The organism is Streptomyces sp. NBC_01460, from assembly GCF_036227405.1.
Taxonomy (GTDB): domain Bacteria; phylum Actinomycetota; class Actinomycetes; order Streptomycetales; family Streptomycetaceae; genus Streptomyces.
This window is the reverse complement of record NZ_CP109473.1, coordinates 379,339-394,034: the sequence shown is the minus strand read 5'-3', so window position 1 is coordinate 394,034 and position 14,696 is coordinate 379,339. Positions and strand designations below refer to the sequence as shown.

The window sequence follows — 14,696 nt, the reverse complement described above, 5'->3', positions numbered from 1 at the left end:
GAGGGGCACATGTGTTCCACCAACCAAAGGAGCAACGTCATGCTGGCCATAGCCGCCGCGGTACTGTTCTTCATCGCTTTCCTGATCAACGCCGCTGACATAGCGACGAACGACATCTTCGCCTCCACGAACGTGATGCTGATCGGCCTGGCTCTTCTGGCCCTGCATGTCGCGGGCATCGGCAACGGGCGGCGCGTCGGCAGACGGTGACCGCCCGGTCCGGGCCGGCCGTCCACCCGCCTGCGGGGCGGGTGCGGCGTCCTGTCCGGCGGGGCCGATCGGCGAGCGCGGCTGCGGCGTTCCGGCATCGACCGGGTCCGCGCGGCAGGAGCGTTCGCCGATCGGTCCCCCCACCGGTCGCCCGTGACCAGCCCTCCCCACCCCGTGTGTTGCCTGCCGTCCGGTGTCACCGGACCGTGGCGCGCGCGGGGATGCCGTTGTCCGGGACAATCGTGCTCATGCTCATCCGCCCGGTGAACGCCGACGATCTTCCACGCCTCCAGGACATCGAGAGGGCTGCCGGTCAGTGCTTCCGCGACATCGGCATGGCCGAGATCGCCGAGGACGAACCCCTCTCCCTGGTCGAGTTGGCCTGCTACCGGAGGTCGGGACTTGCCTGGGCCGCCGTCGACGCCGCAGACCTCCCGGGGGCCTACCTCATCGCTGAACCCGTCGACGGGAACCTGCATGTCGAGCAGGTGTCGGTGCACCCCGCCCACGCGCGCCGCGGGACCGGTCAGGCGTTGCTGACCCGCCTCGCGGATCACGCCGCCTGCGACGGTGTACCCGCTCTGACCCTCACCACGTTCACCGACGTTCCCTGGAACGCGCCCTACTACCTGCGCTGCGGATTCCGCGTGCTCGACGACGAGGAGATCGGCCCGGGCCTGAGGGAGATCCGGCGACGGGAGAGGGCTCACGGCCTCGACCGGTGGCCGCGGGTCTGCATGCGCAGAGACCTGTGACCCGGCGTCCCGGAGACGGCGTGTCCCGGCTGTTCATCACACATCCTGCACGAGGCACGTGCAGGATGGCCGATGACATCCCATGGAGCCGGAGTCCTCCTCCTGCCCGGCCCGCAGGGTGCAACGCTGAAGGAGACGAGCCCGGATGACCGATGTCGGACCGGTGGTGGGCGGCGGCGCGGACGGGACCTGGCCGCTGGTGCACCGCGAGAGGGCCGCGTTGGCAGCCGATCTCGCAGACCTTCCCGACGGCCGATGGGTGACACCGTCACTGTGCAGTGAACTGACAGTCCGTGAGGTACTGGCTCATCTCACCGCGGGGGCGAGCCTGAGCGCCCTGAACTGGTTCGCCGGCGTGGTCCGATGCCGGTTCGACTTCGACAGACAAGTGGCCATGCGGCTTGCCGAGCAGCTCGGCGTGTCCCCGGGTGAGACCCTTGAGCGATTCCGGCGTGTCGTCACGAGTACGACGAAACCGCCACTCCCTGTCCTCGCCATGCTCGGGGAGACCATCGTGCACGGGGAGGACATCCGGCGGCCGCTGGGACTCCACCGGGACTATCCGATCGGGACGCTCACGCGGGTGGCCGACTACTACCAGGGATCGGACCTCGTGGTTCTCGCGAAGGGACGTGTCGAAGGCCTCCGCCTCGTCGCGTGCGACGGACCGTTCACGACCGGTTCCGGTCCGTCGGTGTCCGGGGCCACCTTGGCGCTGGTGATGGCCATGACCGGTCGTGCGGCCTTTCTCGACGACCTGGAGGGCGACGGCGTCGAGCTCCTCCGCGAGCGCTGCGACGGGCTCTGACGTCGCCTGCCGCGATTCCTGCGCGCTGCGGATGCGATGCCCGGCCGGTGTACGGACACGCGGGGCGTCCGTACACCGTGTTGCCGGCGACGGTGAGCGGTGGGCCGGCCGACGACGCCCGCGTCACGTGTCCAGGCGCATCAGAAGGTGCCCCCGGCGGAAACGCTCCTGCTCGCCCGGTTCGCGCAGCATCCGGCCGACTTCCACGAAACCGGCTTCGCCGACCACGCGCGCGAGCTCGTCGATCGGCCACCGATAGGCCGCCGTCACTTTGTGGTCGAACACCGTGACCGGATCGCCCTCCGACTCGAAGAAGGCGAGCAGGAGATGACCTCCTGGGGCGAGCACCCGCCGGAACTCGTCGACGTACGAGCGGACGTGCTGCGGTGGGGCATGGATCACGGAGTACCAGGACAGGACACCGTTCACGGAGCCGTCGGCCATGTCGAGGGCGTCCATGGATCCGACCTCGAACCGCAGGTCCGGGTAGTGCGTACGGGCCAGGTCGATCATCACCGGCGACAGATCGACGCCGAAGGCATCGAGCCCGAGGTCCCGCAGGTGCGCGGTCGTGGGCCCGGGCCCACAGCCCAGTTCGACGACGGGCCCTCCGCCGGTGCTCCGTACGAGTTCGGCGAACGCGGCGAGTACGGCGCGTTCCAGGGGGAGGGAGTCCAGCGCGTCGCGGAAGAGGTCGGCGTAGAGAGCGGCGACGGCGTCGTACGCGTCGGCAGTCGCGAGGAGGTGGGAGGAAGGCTGAGTCACGGGCGAGGAGAATAGTGGGTACCTGTGACGCCGGTATCCCTTTCCGCCAGGGCCTGACAGCGGCGGTCGTCCGGCTCGTGGTGACCGCACCCGCGGGAGCACGGCTCGAGAGGCCTCTGCCCAGGCGGGAATTGGCCGGTTCACGTCGCTGTCGCTCCGTCAGGGGCGGACAGTGAAGGGCACAGGGCGGGGCGGCAACGCCGCGCACCGTGGGAGGCACGTGCCGACCGTGCGGGGCCCGCCTCACCGCCTCATCGAATCGAGTGGAAGAGGGACATGGCAGCGTACGAGATCACGACCGCCGGCGTCCGTGAGATGACGACGTTCCTGGAGTGGGCCGACGACGAGCAGTGGAACCCGGGGAGACTGGATCACCTCCCCTTCCACGCCGCCGACCCGCACGGCTTCCTGCTGGGACGCCTGGACGGAGAGCCGGTCACCTCCGTCTCCGCCGTGCGGTACGGGGCGGAGTTCGGGTTCATCGGTTTCTACATCGCCCGGCCCGAGGTCCGTGGCCAGGGCTACGGGATCCGGACGTGGCGGGCGGCCATGAAGGCCCTGGACGGACGCAACGTGGGGCTCGACGGCGTGGTCGACCAGCAGGACAACTACCGCAGATCGGGGTTCCGCACCGCGTGGAACCACGTGCGGTACGCGGGGGTGCCCGGTGAGGAGACGCCTCCCCCGGGCATCACGGTGACCGACGCGGGATCCGTCCCCTTCGGCCTGCTGGCTTCCTACGACCGCCGGTTCTTCCCCGCACGGCGTGATGCCTTCCTCTCGTTGTGGGTGGGTGTGCCCGGCCACACGGCCCTCGTGGCGCTTGAGGACGGCGAGCTGAGAGGGTTCGGGGTCGTGCGCCCCGCCAGGTCGGGTGCACGGGTCGGTCCTCTCTATGCCGCCTCCGACGACATCGCTCTCGCACTGCTGAACGGCCTGTCGGCGTCCCAGCCGGGAGCGCCGGTGGCGCTGGACGTGCCCGACGTGAACGTGACGGCGGTCCAGCTGATGGAGCGCCTGGGCCTCGAACCGACCTTCGAGTGCGCCCGGATGTACACGAAGGGCGTACCCGATGCCGACCGGGCCGGCGTCTACGCCGCGACCACGATCGAACTCGGGTAGCGCACTTCTGCCACCGGCTCGGGCGGTCCGCGACGGGGGAGCCGGTCCTACAGCTCGTCCGCGAACACCCCGGCCAGCTCCCGCCATTCGGACCGCGGCAGGCCGCCGCCTCCCTCGTCGGCGGTGAGGACCTGGAGTGCGACGTGATCGGCACCGGCGTCGAGGTACTCCCGGGTCCGGTCCCTCACCCGGTCGGCGTCACCCAGGGCGAAGAGGGCGTCGAGCAGGCGGACGCTCCCTCCGCCGTCGAAGTCGCTCTCCGAGAAGCCCAGGCGCAAGAGGTTGTCGGTGTAGTTGGGGAGCCCGAGGTACATCGACAGCATGTCCCGCGCGGTGGTGCGGGCGCGGTCGAGGTCGGTGTCGAGCACCACCGACAGCTCCGGGGCGAGCAGCGCGTCGGGGCCGAGGGCGTCACGCGCTTCCGCCGTGTGCTCGGTGGTGACGAGATAGGGATGGGCGCCCAGGGCCCGGTCGGTCGCGAGCTTCAGCATCTTCGGGCCGAGCGCCGCGAGCACCCGGTGCCCGGAACCCAGGGGCGGGGTCGCGGCGTCGAGTGCGTCGAGGTAGGCGACCATCGCGCTGTACGGCTTGGCGTACTGCGGAACCATCGGGCCGTGGCTGACGCCCAGGCCGAGGACGAATCGCCCGCGCGCCTGTGCGTCGATCGCGGCGATCCGTGCGGCCACCTCCTCGGCGGAGTGGTCCCAGATGCTCACGATGCCGGTCGCCACGGTGATGGTGCGGGTGGCGGCGACGACCACGGCGGCGTCCTCGGGCGAGGGGCTGCCCCCGATCCAGAGAGTGCCGTACTTCAGCTCTTCGAGCTCGGCGACCGCCTCCACGAGCGCCTTCCTGCCCGCGTCGTCCCGCCGTGATGCGTGGAGGGCACTGCTCCAGATGCCGACCCGCCCGAATGCCTCATGCGTCCCAGAAGTCATGGTGGGGTCAACAACCCTTCGTGGCCACTATTCCCAGCCGGGGCGGGGGTCACCTGATCGGGGGAGAAGTCAGGCAGGGAGGATGCTCGCCCGGATCCGGAGTCAGGCCCGGGCGAACATCCTCACCGGTGTACGACCGCCGGACGGCCGAGCACGCTCGCTCCACCCGTGGGGCGTTCCCCGCCTCCGGCGACGGACGCCGCACCCAGGTCAGTGCCCCAGGGCCCGGGCGACGGCGCCGGCCATGACGCGGTATCCGGTGTCATTGGGGTGCAGGGCGTCCTCGTCCGCGTAGGCGGGGTCGAGGCGGTCCGGGTTCGACGGTGCGGCGAGCGCCTTGTCGAAGTCGACATACGCGTCGAACTCGCCCGCGTGCCGGATCCAGTCGTTCACCTCGTTGCTGACCCGTGCAGCGTGCGGGCCCCAGTGGTCGGACCCCTTGAACGGGAGCAGGGTCGCACCCACGGCCTCGAGACCCCGTGTGTGAGCCGCGTGGATCAGCTCGCGGTAAGCGGCGATGAGTTCGCGGGAGGACACGGTCGGTGCGGGCTTGTAGGTGGCGGGCGGGTCGGGTCGCGTGGCGGCTTCGCTGAAGCCGATGTCGTTGACGCCCTGGAGGATGACGACCGTGGAGATGCCCGGCTGGTCCAGTACGTCGCGCCGGAATCGGGCGGTGGCCCGCTCGCCGAACCAGGCCGAGTCGTTGAGCACGAGGTTGCCACCGATGCCCGCGTTGACGACGGGCCGCCCGGTCAGCTCGGCCAGGGCGTCGGAGTAACGCCGGTTGGTCCGGGGGGTGGATCCGAAGCCGTCGGTGAGGGAATCCCCGAAGACGACGATGCCGTCATGACCGGTGGGTCCGCCGGCACCCTGGGCGGAGGCCTCGCCCTGTGAGGCGCCCACTTCGACGCCGGAGAGGTAGTACCAGGACTGGGTCCTGCTGGTGTACGCACGTGCCGCCGTGTCGGACCGGTGGTCGCCGCCCGCTCGATAGGTGTCGGCCCAGCCCTGCGAGTGGAAGGTCGCGGGGCCCGTGGTCCCCGCGAGGTAGAGCGTGACCGTGACCGACTCCAGCCTTTTCAGGCGCAGTCCGGTCGCGTCGCTGCGGAGCTCGCCGTGAGCCGGGACCTCGGCCGATCCCCTGCCGTCGAAGGTGAGACGGCGGACCGACCCCTTCTCGACGGCTGCGCCCTGTGCGGTGCGGGCGATCGTCGCTCCGGTGATGTTCAGCGGCGAGGTGCCGTAGGCGTTGGAGAGCCGGATCCGGATCACGTCGCCGCCCTTGGTGGCCCGGACCACCTGGCGGACGGACTGGTGCGAGAAGCCCTCCTGGGACCAGTTGGGTGTGAAACCGGTGCTGGGCATCTGAGGGGAGGCGCCCCAGGCGGTGCTCCAGGCGACGGGGGCCGCTCCGCCGCCAGGAGCCGCTTCGCCGGGGCCGGCCAGGATGCCCGCGGCAAGGGCTCCGGCGACGAGAGGTGCGGCGATACGGGATACGTAGGGCGCGCTCACGAGTCCTCCTAATGGGGATGTGGTTCCGTTAGGTTCTCCGGAACCGTAGCAGGCGAAGGGTTCTAATGGAACCGTGAGCCCGTTTGCGCGTGAGGTGTCCGGAGTGCCACCCGGCGCCGATGGACAGGGAGCGCCGCAGGGGAGGTTGGGGCGGAGCAGGCGGTCGGAGCCACGCCCTGCCGCGCCGCGGCATGCCGGATCGAACGGGCCGCGCACGGTTCCCGGTGGCCCCGTCGAGGCCCCGGGCATCAGGTGTCCGACATGCTGCGACGTCAGGAGTCGGCGGAGCCCTCGGTGCTTTCCCGCAGGACCAGCCGGTGCGCCACCACGCGGTCCTGCGGTGACAGGACGGCGGGGCCCGCCTCGTCCGTACTCGTGGACGAACCCGTCGCCTCGTCGATGCGGCGCTGGAGGAGCTGGACGGCGGTCCGCGCCACCGCCGCCTTGTCCGGTGCCACCGTGCTGAGCGTCGGCACGCTGAACCGGCCGCCCTCCACGTCGTCGAAGCCCATCACGGCGACGCTCTCCGGGACCCGGACGCCGTGCTCGTGCAGCGTGCGCAGCGCGCCGAGCGCCAACTGGTCGTTGAAGCAGAGGAGCGCGTCGGGTCGTGCCCCCCGGCTCAGCGCACCCGCCACCGCCCGGGCGCCGTCGGACATCCGGAAGGACTCGACGGGCAGCAGGGCGGAGGGGTCGTACGGGATGCCCGCCTCCGACAGGGCCGCGCGATAGCCGCGGGTGCGTGCCTCAGCCGTGCCCAGGCCGGTGGCGTCGCGTCCGCCGACGGCCAGGATCGAACGCCTGCCCAGCGCGATCAGGTGCTCGGTGGCCTCGCGGGCGGCCTGCTCGTTGTCTATGGCGACGTGGTCGGCGCCCTCCTCCAGCAACTCCCCGATGAGGACGGTCGGGGGAGCGCCCGGATGCTCGCGCAGGTCGTCGGGGGTGAGGGCGAGCGGGCTGAGGATGATCCCGTCGACGAAGTCGGAGTCGAAGCCGGCCAGTGCGGCCAGCTCGTGCTCGCGGTCGGCGCCGGACTGGTGGATCAGCACCGTCAGTGAGCGCTGGCCGGCCTCGCGGACCACGTGGCGCGCGAGTTCGGCGAAGTACGGGACGTCGAGCTCGGGCACGACGAGGGCGATGATGCCCGTGCGGCCCTTCCGCAGGTGGCGGCCTGCCAGATTGACCCGGTACCCGAGATGCGCGATGGCCTCCTGGACCACTCTCCGGGTGCGCTCGGAGACATGGGTGTAGTCGTTGATCACATTGGACACCGTCTTCTCGGACACGCCCGCGTGCCGGGCGACGTCCTTGATCCTGGGCCGTGCCACCGCAACCCCTCCCTTCCCTCGCGCGCCGCCGAGTCTATGTCCAGCAGTGGGGAGCGGACGCACCAGGCCACCGGGCGGTCCGTCGGCAGCCGCGCTTCGGGCAGACGTCTGTACCGAACCCTTTACAGCGAATGTACATCGATGTAAAAACATGCCACCGCACCGTTTCAGCCGGTGCGCCAACCGTCTGCCGTCCGCGGTGGCTCCGCTCGTACCTGGGGTCCACCGCCGGTCCGGCATGAGCGTCCGGCCGTCGAAAGGTCCGCGATGAGTTCTTCGTTCCCTGCCCGCCAGGTGCGCCGCCCCCGGGAACCGGGTCCCGTGCACGGTGTCAGCCGCCGTGGGATCCTCCGCTCCGGCCTGGCCGGCGCCGGCGCGCTGGCCGCAGCCGGATCGCTCGCGGGCTGCGCCTCGCCCGCCTCGGCCTCCGGCGCGTCCGACCTGAATGTCTGGGACCTCTTCCAGGGCGGTGACGGCATGCTGATGGACGAGATGATCGAAGCCGTCTCCGCAGGACCGGACGGCTTCTCCGTCGAACGGACCATCCTCGACTGGGGCCCGTCCTACTACACCAAGCTCGCCATGTCGGCCGCGGGCGGCAGGGCCTCCGACGTCGCCGTACTCCATCTCTCCAGACTGGCGGGATACGCCCCCGGAGGGCTGCTGGACCCCTTCGACCTCGACCTGCTCGCCGAATTCGGCGTGTCCGAGAAGGACTTCACCCCTGCGGTGTGGTCGCGGACCCAGCACGCCGGGACCGTGTACGCGATCCCCCTCGACGTCCACCCCTTCATCGTCTTCTACGACCGGGAGGCGGCGGACAGGGCGGGGCTGCTCGACCCGGCGGGGGAGCTGGCACCGATGGGCTCGCCCCAGGCCATGCTGGACGCGGGCAAGGCACTCGCCGAGGCCACCGGGGGCTCGGGCATCCTCTTCGGGCACGTCACCGACACGGCCCAGAACTGGCGTCAGTTCGCCGCCCTCTATGCGCAGACCGGTGCGTCCTTCACCCTCCCGGACGGAGGACCGCCCGACATCGACGTCGACGCCGCCGTACGGGTCGTGGACTTCATGAAGCAGCTCTTCGACGGGAAGACCAACCCCAACAACCTCGACTACAACGGTGCGATGGCCAACTTCCTCGGCGGTCGCGGAGGCATGGTCATGCTCGGCGAATGGGAGCTGCCGACGCTGAAGAAGTCCGGGATCCCCCTCGGCGCCGCGCCGTTCCCCCAGGTCTTCGACCGGCCCGCCGTCTACACGGACTCGCACAGCTTCGTCCTGCCGCACCAGAAGGACCCGGACCCCGACAGGCGCCGGGAGGCCCACCGCTACATCGCGCAGATCATCAAGCAGAGCCTCACCTGGGCGAGCGCGGGACACATACCCGCCTACCAGCCGGTGCTCGCCGAACCCGGGTACACGGCGCTGCACCCGCAGTCGTCGTACGCGGACGCGGGCGAGGTCGCCGTGCTCGACCCCCCGAACTGGTTCGTCGGCGCGGGCTCCAACTTCCAGAACCGGATGTGCCAGCCGCTCCAGGCAGCACTGATGGGCAACGCCTCCGCCGAGAAGGCGGTGCGCCAGATGATCCGCGAAGCGGACACGCTGCTCCGGCAGCCCAACCCGGTGGCCTGACCGAGAGCCGAAGGAGTCATCCCGTGACCACCACCGCACCCATAGGCGCCGACGCCGACCTGCCGGCCGGAGCGCCTTCCCCCGGGGCCGGCGACGCCCGTCCGCCCCGTCGGGAAGACCGCCACCGGCCGGGTACCGGACTGCTCTTCGTCCTGCCTTTCCTGATCGTGTTCGCGCTCTTCCTGGTCTGGCCCGTCGTCCACGGCCTCTGGATGAGCTTCACCGACACGTCACTCGCCATCCGCGACACGACCTTCGTCGGCTTCGACAACTACGCCGAGGCGTTCGGCGACCCGGACGTGTGGAGCAGCCTCGGCAACACCGCCGTCTTCACCCTGATCTCCTGTGTGCCGCTCGTGCTGGTGGCCCTCGCGATGGCGCTCCTGGTGCACAGCGGTCTGGCAGGCCAGTGGGTCTGGCGTCTGGCCTTCTTCGCGCCCTATCTGCTGCCCGTCACCGTCGTCACACTGATCTGGACCTGGCTCTACCAGCCCGACCTGGGCCTGGGGAACCAGCTCCTCACCACACTGGGCCTCGAACCCGTCGGCTGGCTCTCCGACGAAGCCGTCACCATGTGGGCCGTCGCTGCGCTCACCGTCTGGTGGACGGTCGGCTTCAACTTCCTGCTCTACCTCTCCGCCCTGCAGTCCCTGCCCTCCACCTACGACGAGGCCGCGGCGCTCGACGGCGCCGGCGCATGGCGTCGCCTCTGGTCCGTCACGCTGCCGCAACTGCGCAGAACCACCGTGCTGGTGGCCATGCTGCAGATCCTCGCCTCGCTCAAGGTGTTCGACCAGATCTACATCCTCACCAAGGGCGGCCCCAACGGCTCCACCCGGCCGATCCTCGAGTACGTCTACGACGTCGGGTTCACCGGCTACCGCCTGGGCTACGCCTCGGCCGTCTCCTACCTGTTCTTCGCGCTCGTGATCATCGTCTCCGTCGCGCAGCTCCGCTTCTTCCGGAAGGAGGACTGACCATGTCCGCCACCGCCACCGCACCTCGCAGACGCCCTCGGCCACCGCGTGGAGCGACCGGCTCCCCGCTGCTCCTCGGGCACGGCCGCACACCCCGCGTGCTGGCCGGAACCGCGCTGGCCGTCCTGGCGGCGATCTGGCTGCTTCCCTTCGTCTGGGCCGTCGCCACCTCCCTCCAGAGCGACCAGGACGTGGCCACACCCGGCCTCTCCCCGCTGAAGGGAGCGCTCACCCTCGGGTCGTACGAACAGATCCTCGAACGCGGCAACGTCGCGCTCTGGGCGTTCAACAGCTTCCTCGTGGCCGGCCTGGTCACGCTGCTCACCGTCGTCGTCTCCACCCTCGCCGCCTACGGCTTCGCCCGCGGGACCTTCCGCGGCCGTCGGGCCCTCCTCGCCGTGACCGTCGCCGCGATCATGGTTCCGCCGCAGTTGCTGGTCGTCCCGCTGTTCAAGCAGATGCTTCTCTTCGACCTGGTGGACACCTACGCCGCGGTGATCCTGCCCCAGGTGGTCGCGCCGATGATGGTCTTCATCCTCAAGCGGTTCTTCGAGAGCATTCCCCGGGAGCTGGAGGACGCCGCCCGGATCGACGGCGCGTCCGAGCTGCGGGTGTTCACGTCGATCGTGCTGCCGCTGTCCAGGCCCATCGTCGCCGCCGTGGCGATCTTCGTCTTCATCGGGGCGTGGAACAACTTCATGTGGCCCTTCATCGTCACCAACGACCCCTCCCTGATGACGCTGCCGGTGGGACTGGCGACCGTCAAGGACGCCTACGGCATCCAGTACGCGCAGTCCATGGCCTCCGCCCTGCTGGCGGCGCTCCCGCTGATCGCGGTGTTCCTCCTCTTCCAGAGGCGCATCGTCAACTCGGTGGCCACCACGGGCCTCGGCGGGGCCTGACCTCCACCACGCCCGTCGTGTCCGCCCGTACCGCACCGTTGTACCGCACCGCCCTTCCGCACCACCCGGGAGCGGTTCTCCGCCGCCCCGCCGATCGACTGGAGCACGTGTGTCCACTCACTCCGTACCGCGTCCGGAGTACCCCCGTCCGCAGTTCGTCCGCCGCGACTGGCTCAATCTGAACGGCCCGTGGCAGTTCGAGACCGACCAGGGGGACAGCGGACTGGAGCGCGGCCTCCTCGCGCGTGATCTGGACCGGGAGATCCTCGTCCCCTTCCCGCCCGAGTCCGAGCTCTCCGGCATCGGGGAGACGGACTTCCTGGAGGCCGTCTGGTACCGGCGGACGCTTTCCCTGCCGTCCTCCTGGGCGGGGCGTCGCGTGCTGCTGCACTTCGGCGCCGTCGACTACGACACGACCGTATGGGCCGACGGCACCGAGGTCGCGCGGCACCGCGGCGGCTTCACCCCGTTCACCGCCGACCTCGGCGACGTCGCCGGCTCCGGTGAGGACATCGTCGTCACCGTCCGGGCCCGCGACCCCCGTTCCGGCCCGCAGGCCCGGGGGAAGCAGGCGATCCAGTACGCGAACCACGACTGCAACTACACCCGGGTGACGGGCATCTGGCAGACCGTCTGGGCGGAACCGGTGCCCGAGGTCCACCTCAGGCGCCCTCGCATCACCCCCGATCTCGGTGGCTCGGCCTTCCACCTCGAACTGCCGCTGTCCGGCAACCGGCCCGGCCACGTCGTACGCGCCGTGCTCAGCGACGCCGACGGCGAGGTCAGCCGCGCAGAGTCCCGCGCCGACCTCGACCTCGCACCGCGTCTCCACCTCCCCGTGGATGCCTCGAGGCGACGGGAGTGGAGCCCCGAGGACCCTCATCTGTACGACGTGAGCCTCGAACTGCTCGACGCCGCCGGCGAGGTGGCCGACCGTGTGGAGAGCTATGCCGGTCTGCGCTCCGTCGGCCTGCGCGGCAAGGCCGTCACCCTCAACGGGCGCCCCGTCTTCCAGCGGCTCGTGCTCGACCAGGGGTGGTACCCGGACGGGCTGATGACCGCCCCGACCGACGAGGCGCTCGTCCGCGACATCGAGCTCGCGATGGAGGCCGGGTTCAACGGCGCCCGGCTGCACCAGAAGGTCTTCGAGGAGCGCTTCCTGTACCACGCGGACCGTCTCGGCTACCTGGTCTGGGGTGAGTTCGGCGACTGGGGCTGCGAGACCGGCGGCTCCTCCGGCGACAACCAGCAGCCGGACGCCTCGTACGTCGGCCAGTGGCTGGAGGCTGTTGAACGCGACTACTCGCACCCCTCGATCATCGGCTGGTGCCCGCTGAACGAGACGTACCAGAAGCTGCACGACCGCATCACCCAGCTCGACGCCGTCACCCGCGCCATGTTCCTGGCCACCAAGGCCATGGACACCACCCGGCCGGTGATCGACTCGTCCGGCTACGCCCACCGGGTCGCCGAGACCGACATCTACGACGCCCACACCTACGAGCAGGATCCCGCCGCCTTCCGGCAGCTCATGGCGGGCCTGGCCAAGGACGAGCCCTTCGTCAACGCCTACGAGAACGGCACGGCCTACTCGCAGCCGTACCGCGGCCAGCCGTACTTCGTCAGCGAGTTCGGCGGGATCTGGTGGGACCCGGAGGCGGCCGCCGCACAGTCGGGTGAGGACCGCACCGCCTCCTGGGGCTACGGCGAACGCGTCCGGGACGAGGACGAGTTCCACCAGCGCTTCGCCGGTCTCACCGGCGTGCTGCTCGGGGACCCCGCCATGTTCGGCTACTGCTACACGCAGCTGACCGATGTCTTCCAGGAGCAGAACGGCGTCTACCGCTTCGACCGCGGCACCAAGCTCGACGTCTCCCGCATCCGTGCGGCGCAGCTGCGGGCGGCAGCGATCGAGGAGGACCAGGGCCCGGTGTAGCCGACCCGCCCGGAGGTCTCCCCGCCACGGTTACGGGGAGACCTCCGGGAGTTTCCGCTCCGCCGGCCGGCTCAGCGCCGTTCGAGACGCCAGATCTGCGGCTGGAGGCCGTTGCACGTCCACTGGCGGACGTCGCCCCCGGGCTCGCGGGACCCGCTCGCCACGTCGAGGCACTGGCCGCTCGCGCCGGAGACCAGCCGGTAGTACCCGCGGCCGACGTTCTGGAGCCGCCAGTCCTGCGCCGCCTGGCTGTTGCACGACCACTGCCGGACGTCGGCGCCGGGCACCGCCGAACCGTTCTCGACGTCCAGGCAGTGCCCGCTGTTGCGTCCGGTGAGCGTGTAACGGCCGTCGCCGCGCGCCTTCACCAGCCAGTCCTGCGGGCCGAGACCGTTGCACGTCCACTGCTGGACGTTGCCGCCCACCGCACGGGAGTCGCCGGCCACGTCGAGGCAGTGCCCGCTGTTCGCGTTCACCAAGCGGTGGACCGCCCCGTCCGCCACCCCCGCCGCGTCACCGCTTCCGGTGGTCCGGCCGGTCGCGAAGTAGGGCCGGCACACGGTGCCGTCCCAGTCCGTGGCGATCTGCAGCACCTGGGCGCCGTCCGCCGACGGCACCAGGGGAGAGCTGTAGTTCTGGCAGTAGTTCACACCTGGGTCGGTGACCTTCACGGGGGATTCGATCTCGTACCACGGGCCGGTCCCGTTCTCCGTGTTGGCCAGGATGGTCCTGCCGCTGTCCGCCGCTGTGCTGCCGTCCCGGTTCAGCAGCCTCTGCCCGATCAGCAGGATCCTGCCGTTGGCGCCGCCGCCCGGTGACGGGGACCAGGCGATGGTCGGTGCCGCGCGGAAGTACTTGCCGTCGACGGTCTCCGGCCGGAAGCCCAGGTGCGCGGGGTCGCCCCAGTTCCATCCGTCCGCCGAGGTCCGGTAGTGGACCACGCACTGGTACTGGCCGCCGGGGTTGCAGATCTCGTAGCTCATGAAGTAGGTGGAGTCCGGGAGCTTCCTGACGACCGGCATGCCCGGCCGGTCGGGGGTCCAGCCGCTTGCCACGACGTCACGCCGGTCCTGCCAGTGGACGCCGTCGTAGCTGCGGGCGGCGGACAGCTTCTGACTGTGCGCGGGATCCGTCTCGTCGGCGTAGTGGCAGACCAGGGCCCCGTCCGCCGCCACGGAGAACTCCGGCTCCCACAGGCCGCCCGTTCCCGTCGCCGAGGCGCAGGACGACAGATAGGACCAGGTGCGGCCGATGTCGTTGCTGCGCCAGACGCGGAGGGACATACGGCGGTTGCTCTCGTCCTGCCCGGCGGAGGAGGCCCAGAGCAGTGTCCCGGCGGGCAGGCCGCCGACCTGCCGGGGGAGCTCGAACAGCGTGGTGCAGCACAGGCCCTGGCCCCCGGCGGACTCCGGGTCGGCGACCCTGCCGACCTCCCTGAAGGTCGTTCCCGCGTCGGTGCTCTCGTGGAGGGCGCCGACGCCGTTGTTGCCGTCGAAGGTGACGACGCTCGCCAGGACACGACCGTTCGCCGCGCCGTTGTGAGCGAGCCGGACGGCGCGAGGGTACAGGCCGGTGCCGTTCCGCAGTGGCGTACCGGTCGCCACCGCGGAGAGTTCTCCCGACGGCACGCCGCCGGCCGACGCACGGCCGGCGGCGGCCTGGGTCGCCGGTACGGGTGCGGACACGGCCGCCGGGGTGGACCAGGGGAGCGTCAGCGCCAGGAGGCCGACGGCCGCCGCCACTCTCCCGGCCCACCGCCGGGCTCCGGGAGAGGCTCCCGCCGTCCGGGTGCCGGCCTCGGATGC

Annotated in this window: 13 protein-coding genes; 8 read left to right on the top strand and 5 right to left on the bottom strand. The window is 70.7% G+C overall.

The annotated features are described in order from the left end of the window. The first annotated feature begins 39 nt into the window (after positions 1-39). The 3 genes from OG488_RS01840 (at position 40) to OG488_RS01830 (ending at position 1,773) form a co-directional block, all read left to right on the top strand. Positions 40-210, top strand: coding sequence for a hypothetical protein (locus OG488_RS01840; RefSeq protein WP_329225229.1), 171 nt, complete (start codon positions 40-42; stop codon positions 208-210). A gap of 248 nt (positions 211-458) precedes the next feature. Continuing rightward, complete coding sequence (locus OG488_RS01835; RefSeq protein ID WP_329225227.1) at positions 459-965, top strand: GNAT family N-acetyltransferase; 507 nt, start codon at positions 459-461, stop codon at positions 963-965. Between the two features lie 145 nt (positions 966-1,110). Then, positions 1,111-1,773 carry a maleylpyruvate isomerase family mycothiol-dependent enzyme gene (locus OG488_RS01830; RefSeq protein WP_329225226.1) on the top strand — a complete coding sequence of 221 codons (663 nt, stop codon included), beginning with the start codon at positions 1,111-1,113 and terminating at the stop codon, positions 1,771-1,773. A 123-nt stretch (positions 1,774-1,896) separates the two neighbouring features. On the opposite strand, the gene OG488_RS01825 is transcribed toward OG488_RS01830, so the two are convergent. Then, on the bottom strand, positions 1,897-2,538 hold the full coding sequence (locus OG488_RS01825) for a class I SAM-dependent DNA methyltransferase (protein WP_329225224.1): 642 nt from the start codon (positions 2,536-2,538) through the stop codon (positions 1,897-1,899). Positions 2,539-2,814: 276 nt separating this feature from the next. Here OG488_RS01825 and OG488_RS01820 point away from each other — a divergent pair, with 276 nt between their 5' ends. Then, on the top strand, positions 2,815-3,660 hold the full coding sequence (locus OG488_RS01820; protein ID WP_329225222.1) for a GNAT family N-acetyltransferase: 846 nt from the start codon (positions 2,815-2,817) through the stop codon (positions 3,658-3,660). 47 nt (positions 3,661-3,707) lie between these two features. Here OG488_RS01820 and OG488_RS01815 read toward each other — a convergent pair whose 3' ends face one another. From OG488_RS01815 to OG488_RS01805, 3 genes are all read right to left on the bottom strand, one after another. Further along, positions 3,708-4,598, bottom strand: coding sequence for an LLM class F420-dependent oxidoreductase (locus OG488_RS01815; RefSeq protein ID WP_329225220.1), 891 nt, complete (start codon positions 4,596-4,598; stop codon positions 3,708-3,710). Positions 4,599-4,808: 210 nt separating this feature from the next. Further along, positions 4,809-6,110, bottom strand: a complete 1,302-nt coding sequence (locus tag OG488_RS01810; RefSeq protein ID WP_443074198.1) for an SGNH/GDSL hydrolase family protein — start codon at positions 6,108-6,110, stop codon at positions 4,809-4,811. 272 nt (positions 6,111-6,382) lie between these two features. After that, positions 6,383-7,438 (bottom strand): LacI family DNA-binding transcriptional regulator, encoded by a 1,056-nt coding sequence (locus tag OG488_RS01805; RefSeq protein WP_329225218.1) that lies wholly within the window; start codon positions 7,436-7,438, stop codon positions 6,383-6,385. A gap of 267 nt (positions 7,439-7,705) precedes the next feature. On the opposite strand from OG488_RS01805, the gene OG488_RS01800 reads away from it, so the two are divergent. The 4 genes from OG488_RS01800 to OG488_RS01785 all read left to right on the top strand — a co-directional run bounded on the left by OG488_RS01800 (position 7,706) and on the right by OG488_RS01785 (position 12,891). Further along, a complete protein-coding gene (locus OG488_RS01800) occupies positions 7,706-9,076 on the top strand; it encodes an extracellular solute-binding protein (RefSeq protein WP_329225216.1) in 1,371 nt (456 codons plus the stop codon). 23 nt (positions 9,077-9,099) lie between these two features. After that, positions 9,100-10,053 (top strand): carbohydrate ABC transporter permease, encoded by a 954-nt coding sequence (locus OG488_RS01795; RefSeq protein ID WP_329225214.1) that lies wholly within the window; start codon positions 9,100-9,102, stop codon positions 10,051-10,053. Between the two features lie 2 nt (positions 10,054-10,055). Then, complete coding sequence (locus OG488_RS01790; RefSeq protein WP_329225212.1) at positions 10,056-10,955, top strand: carbohydrate ABC transporter permease; 900 nt, start codon at positions 10,056-10,058, stop codon at positions 10,953-10,955. 109 nt (positions 10,956-11,064) lie between these two features. Further along, the gene (locus tag OG488_RS01785) at positions 11,065-12,891 is read left to right on the top strand and encodes a glycoside hydrolase family 2 protein (protein ID WP_329225210.1); all 1,827 of its coding nucleotides are present in this window, start codon (positions 11,065-11,067) and stop codon (positions 12,889-12,891) included. Positions 12,892-12,962: 71 nt separating this feature from the next. Here the strand turns inward: OG488_RS01785 and OG488_RS01780 are convergent, their stop codons facing one another. Next, positions 12,963-14,612, bottom strand: coding sequence for an RICIN domain-containing protein (locus OG488_RS01780; RefSeq protein WP_406466247.1), 1,650 nt, complete (start codon positions 14,610-14,612; stop codon positions 12,963-12,965). Positions 14,613-14,696: the final 84 nt, after the last annotated feature.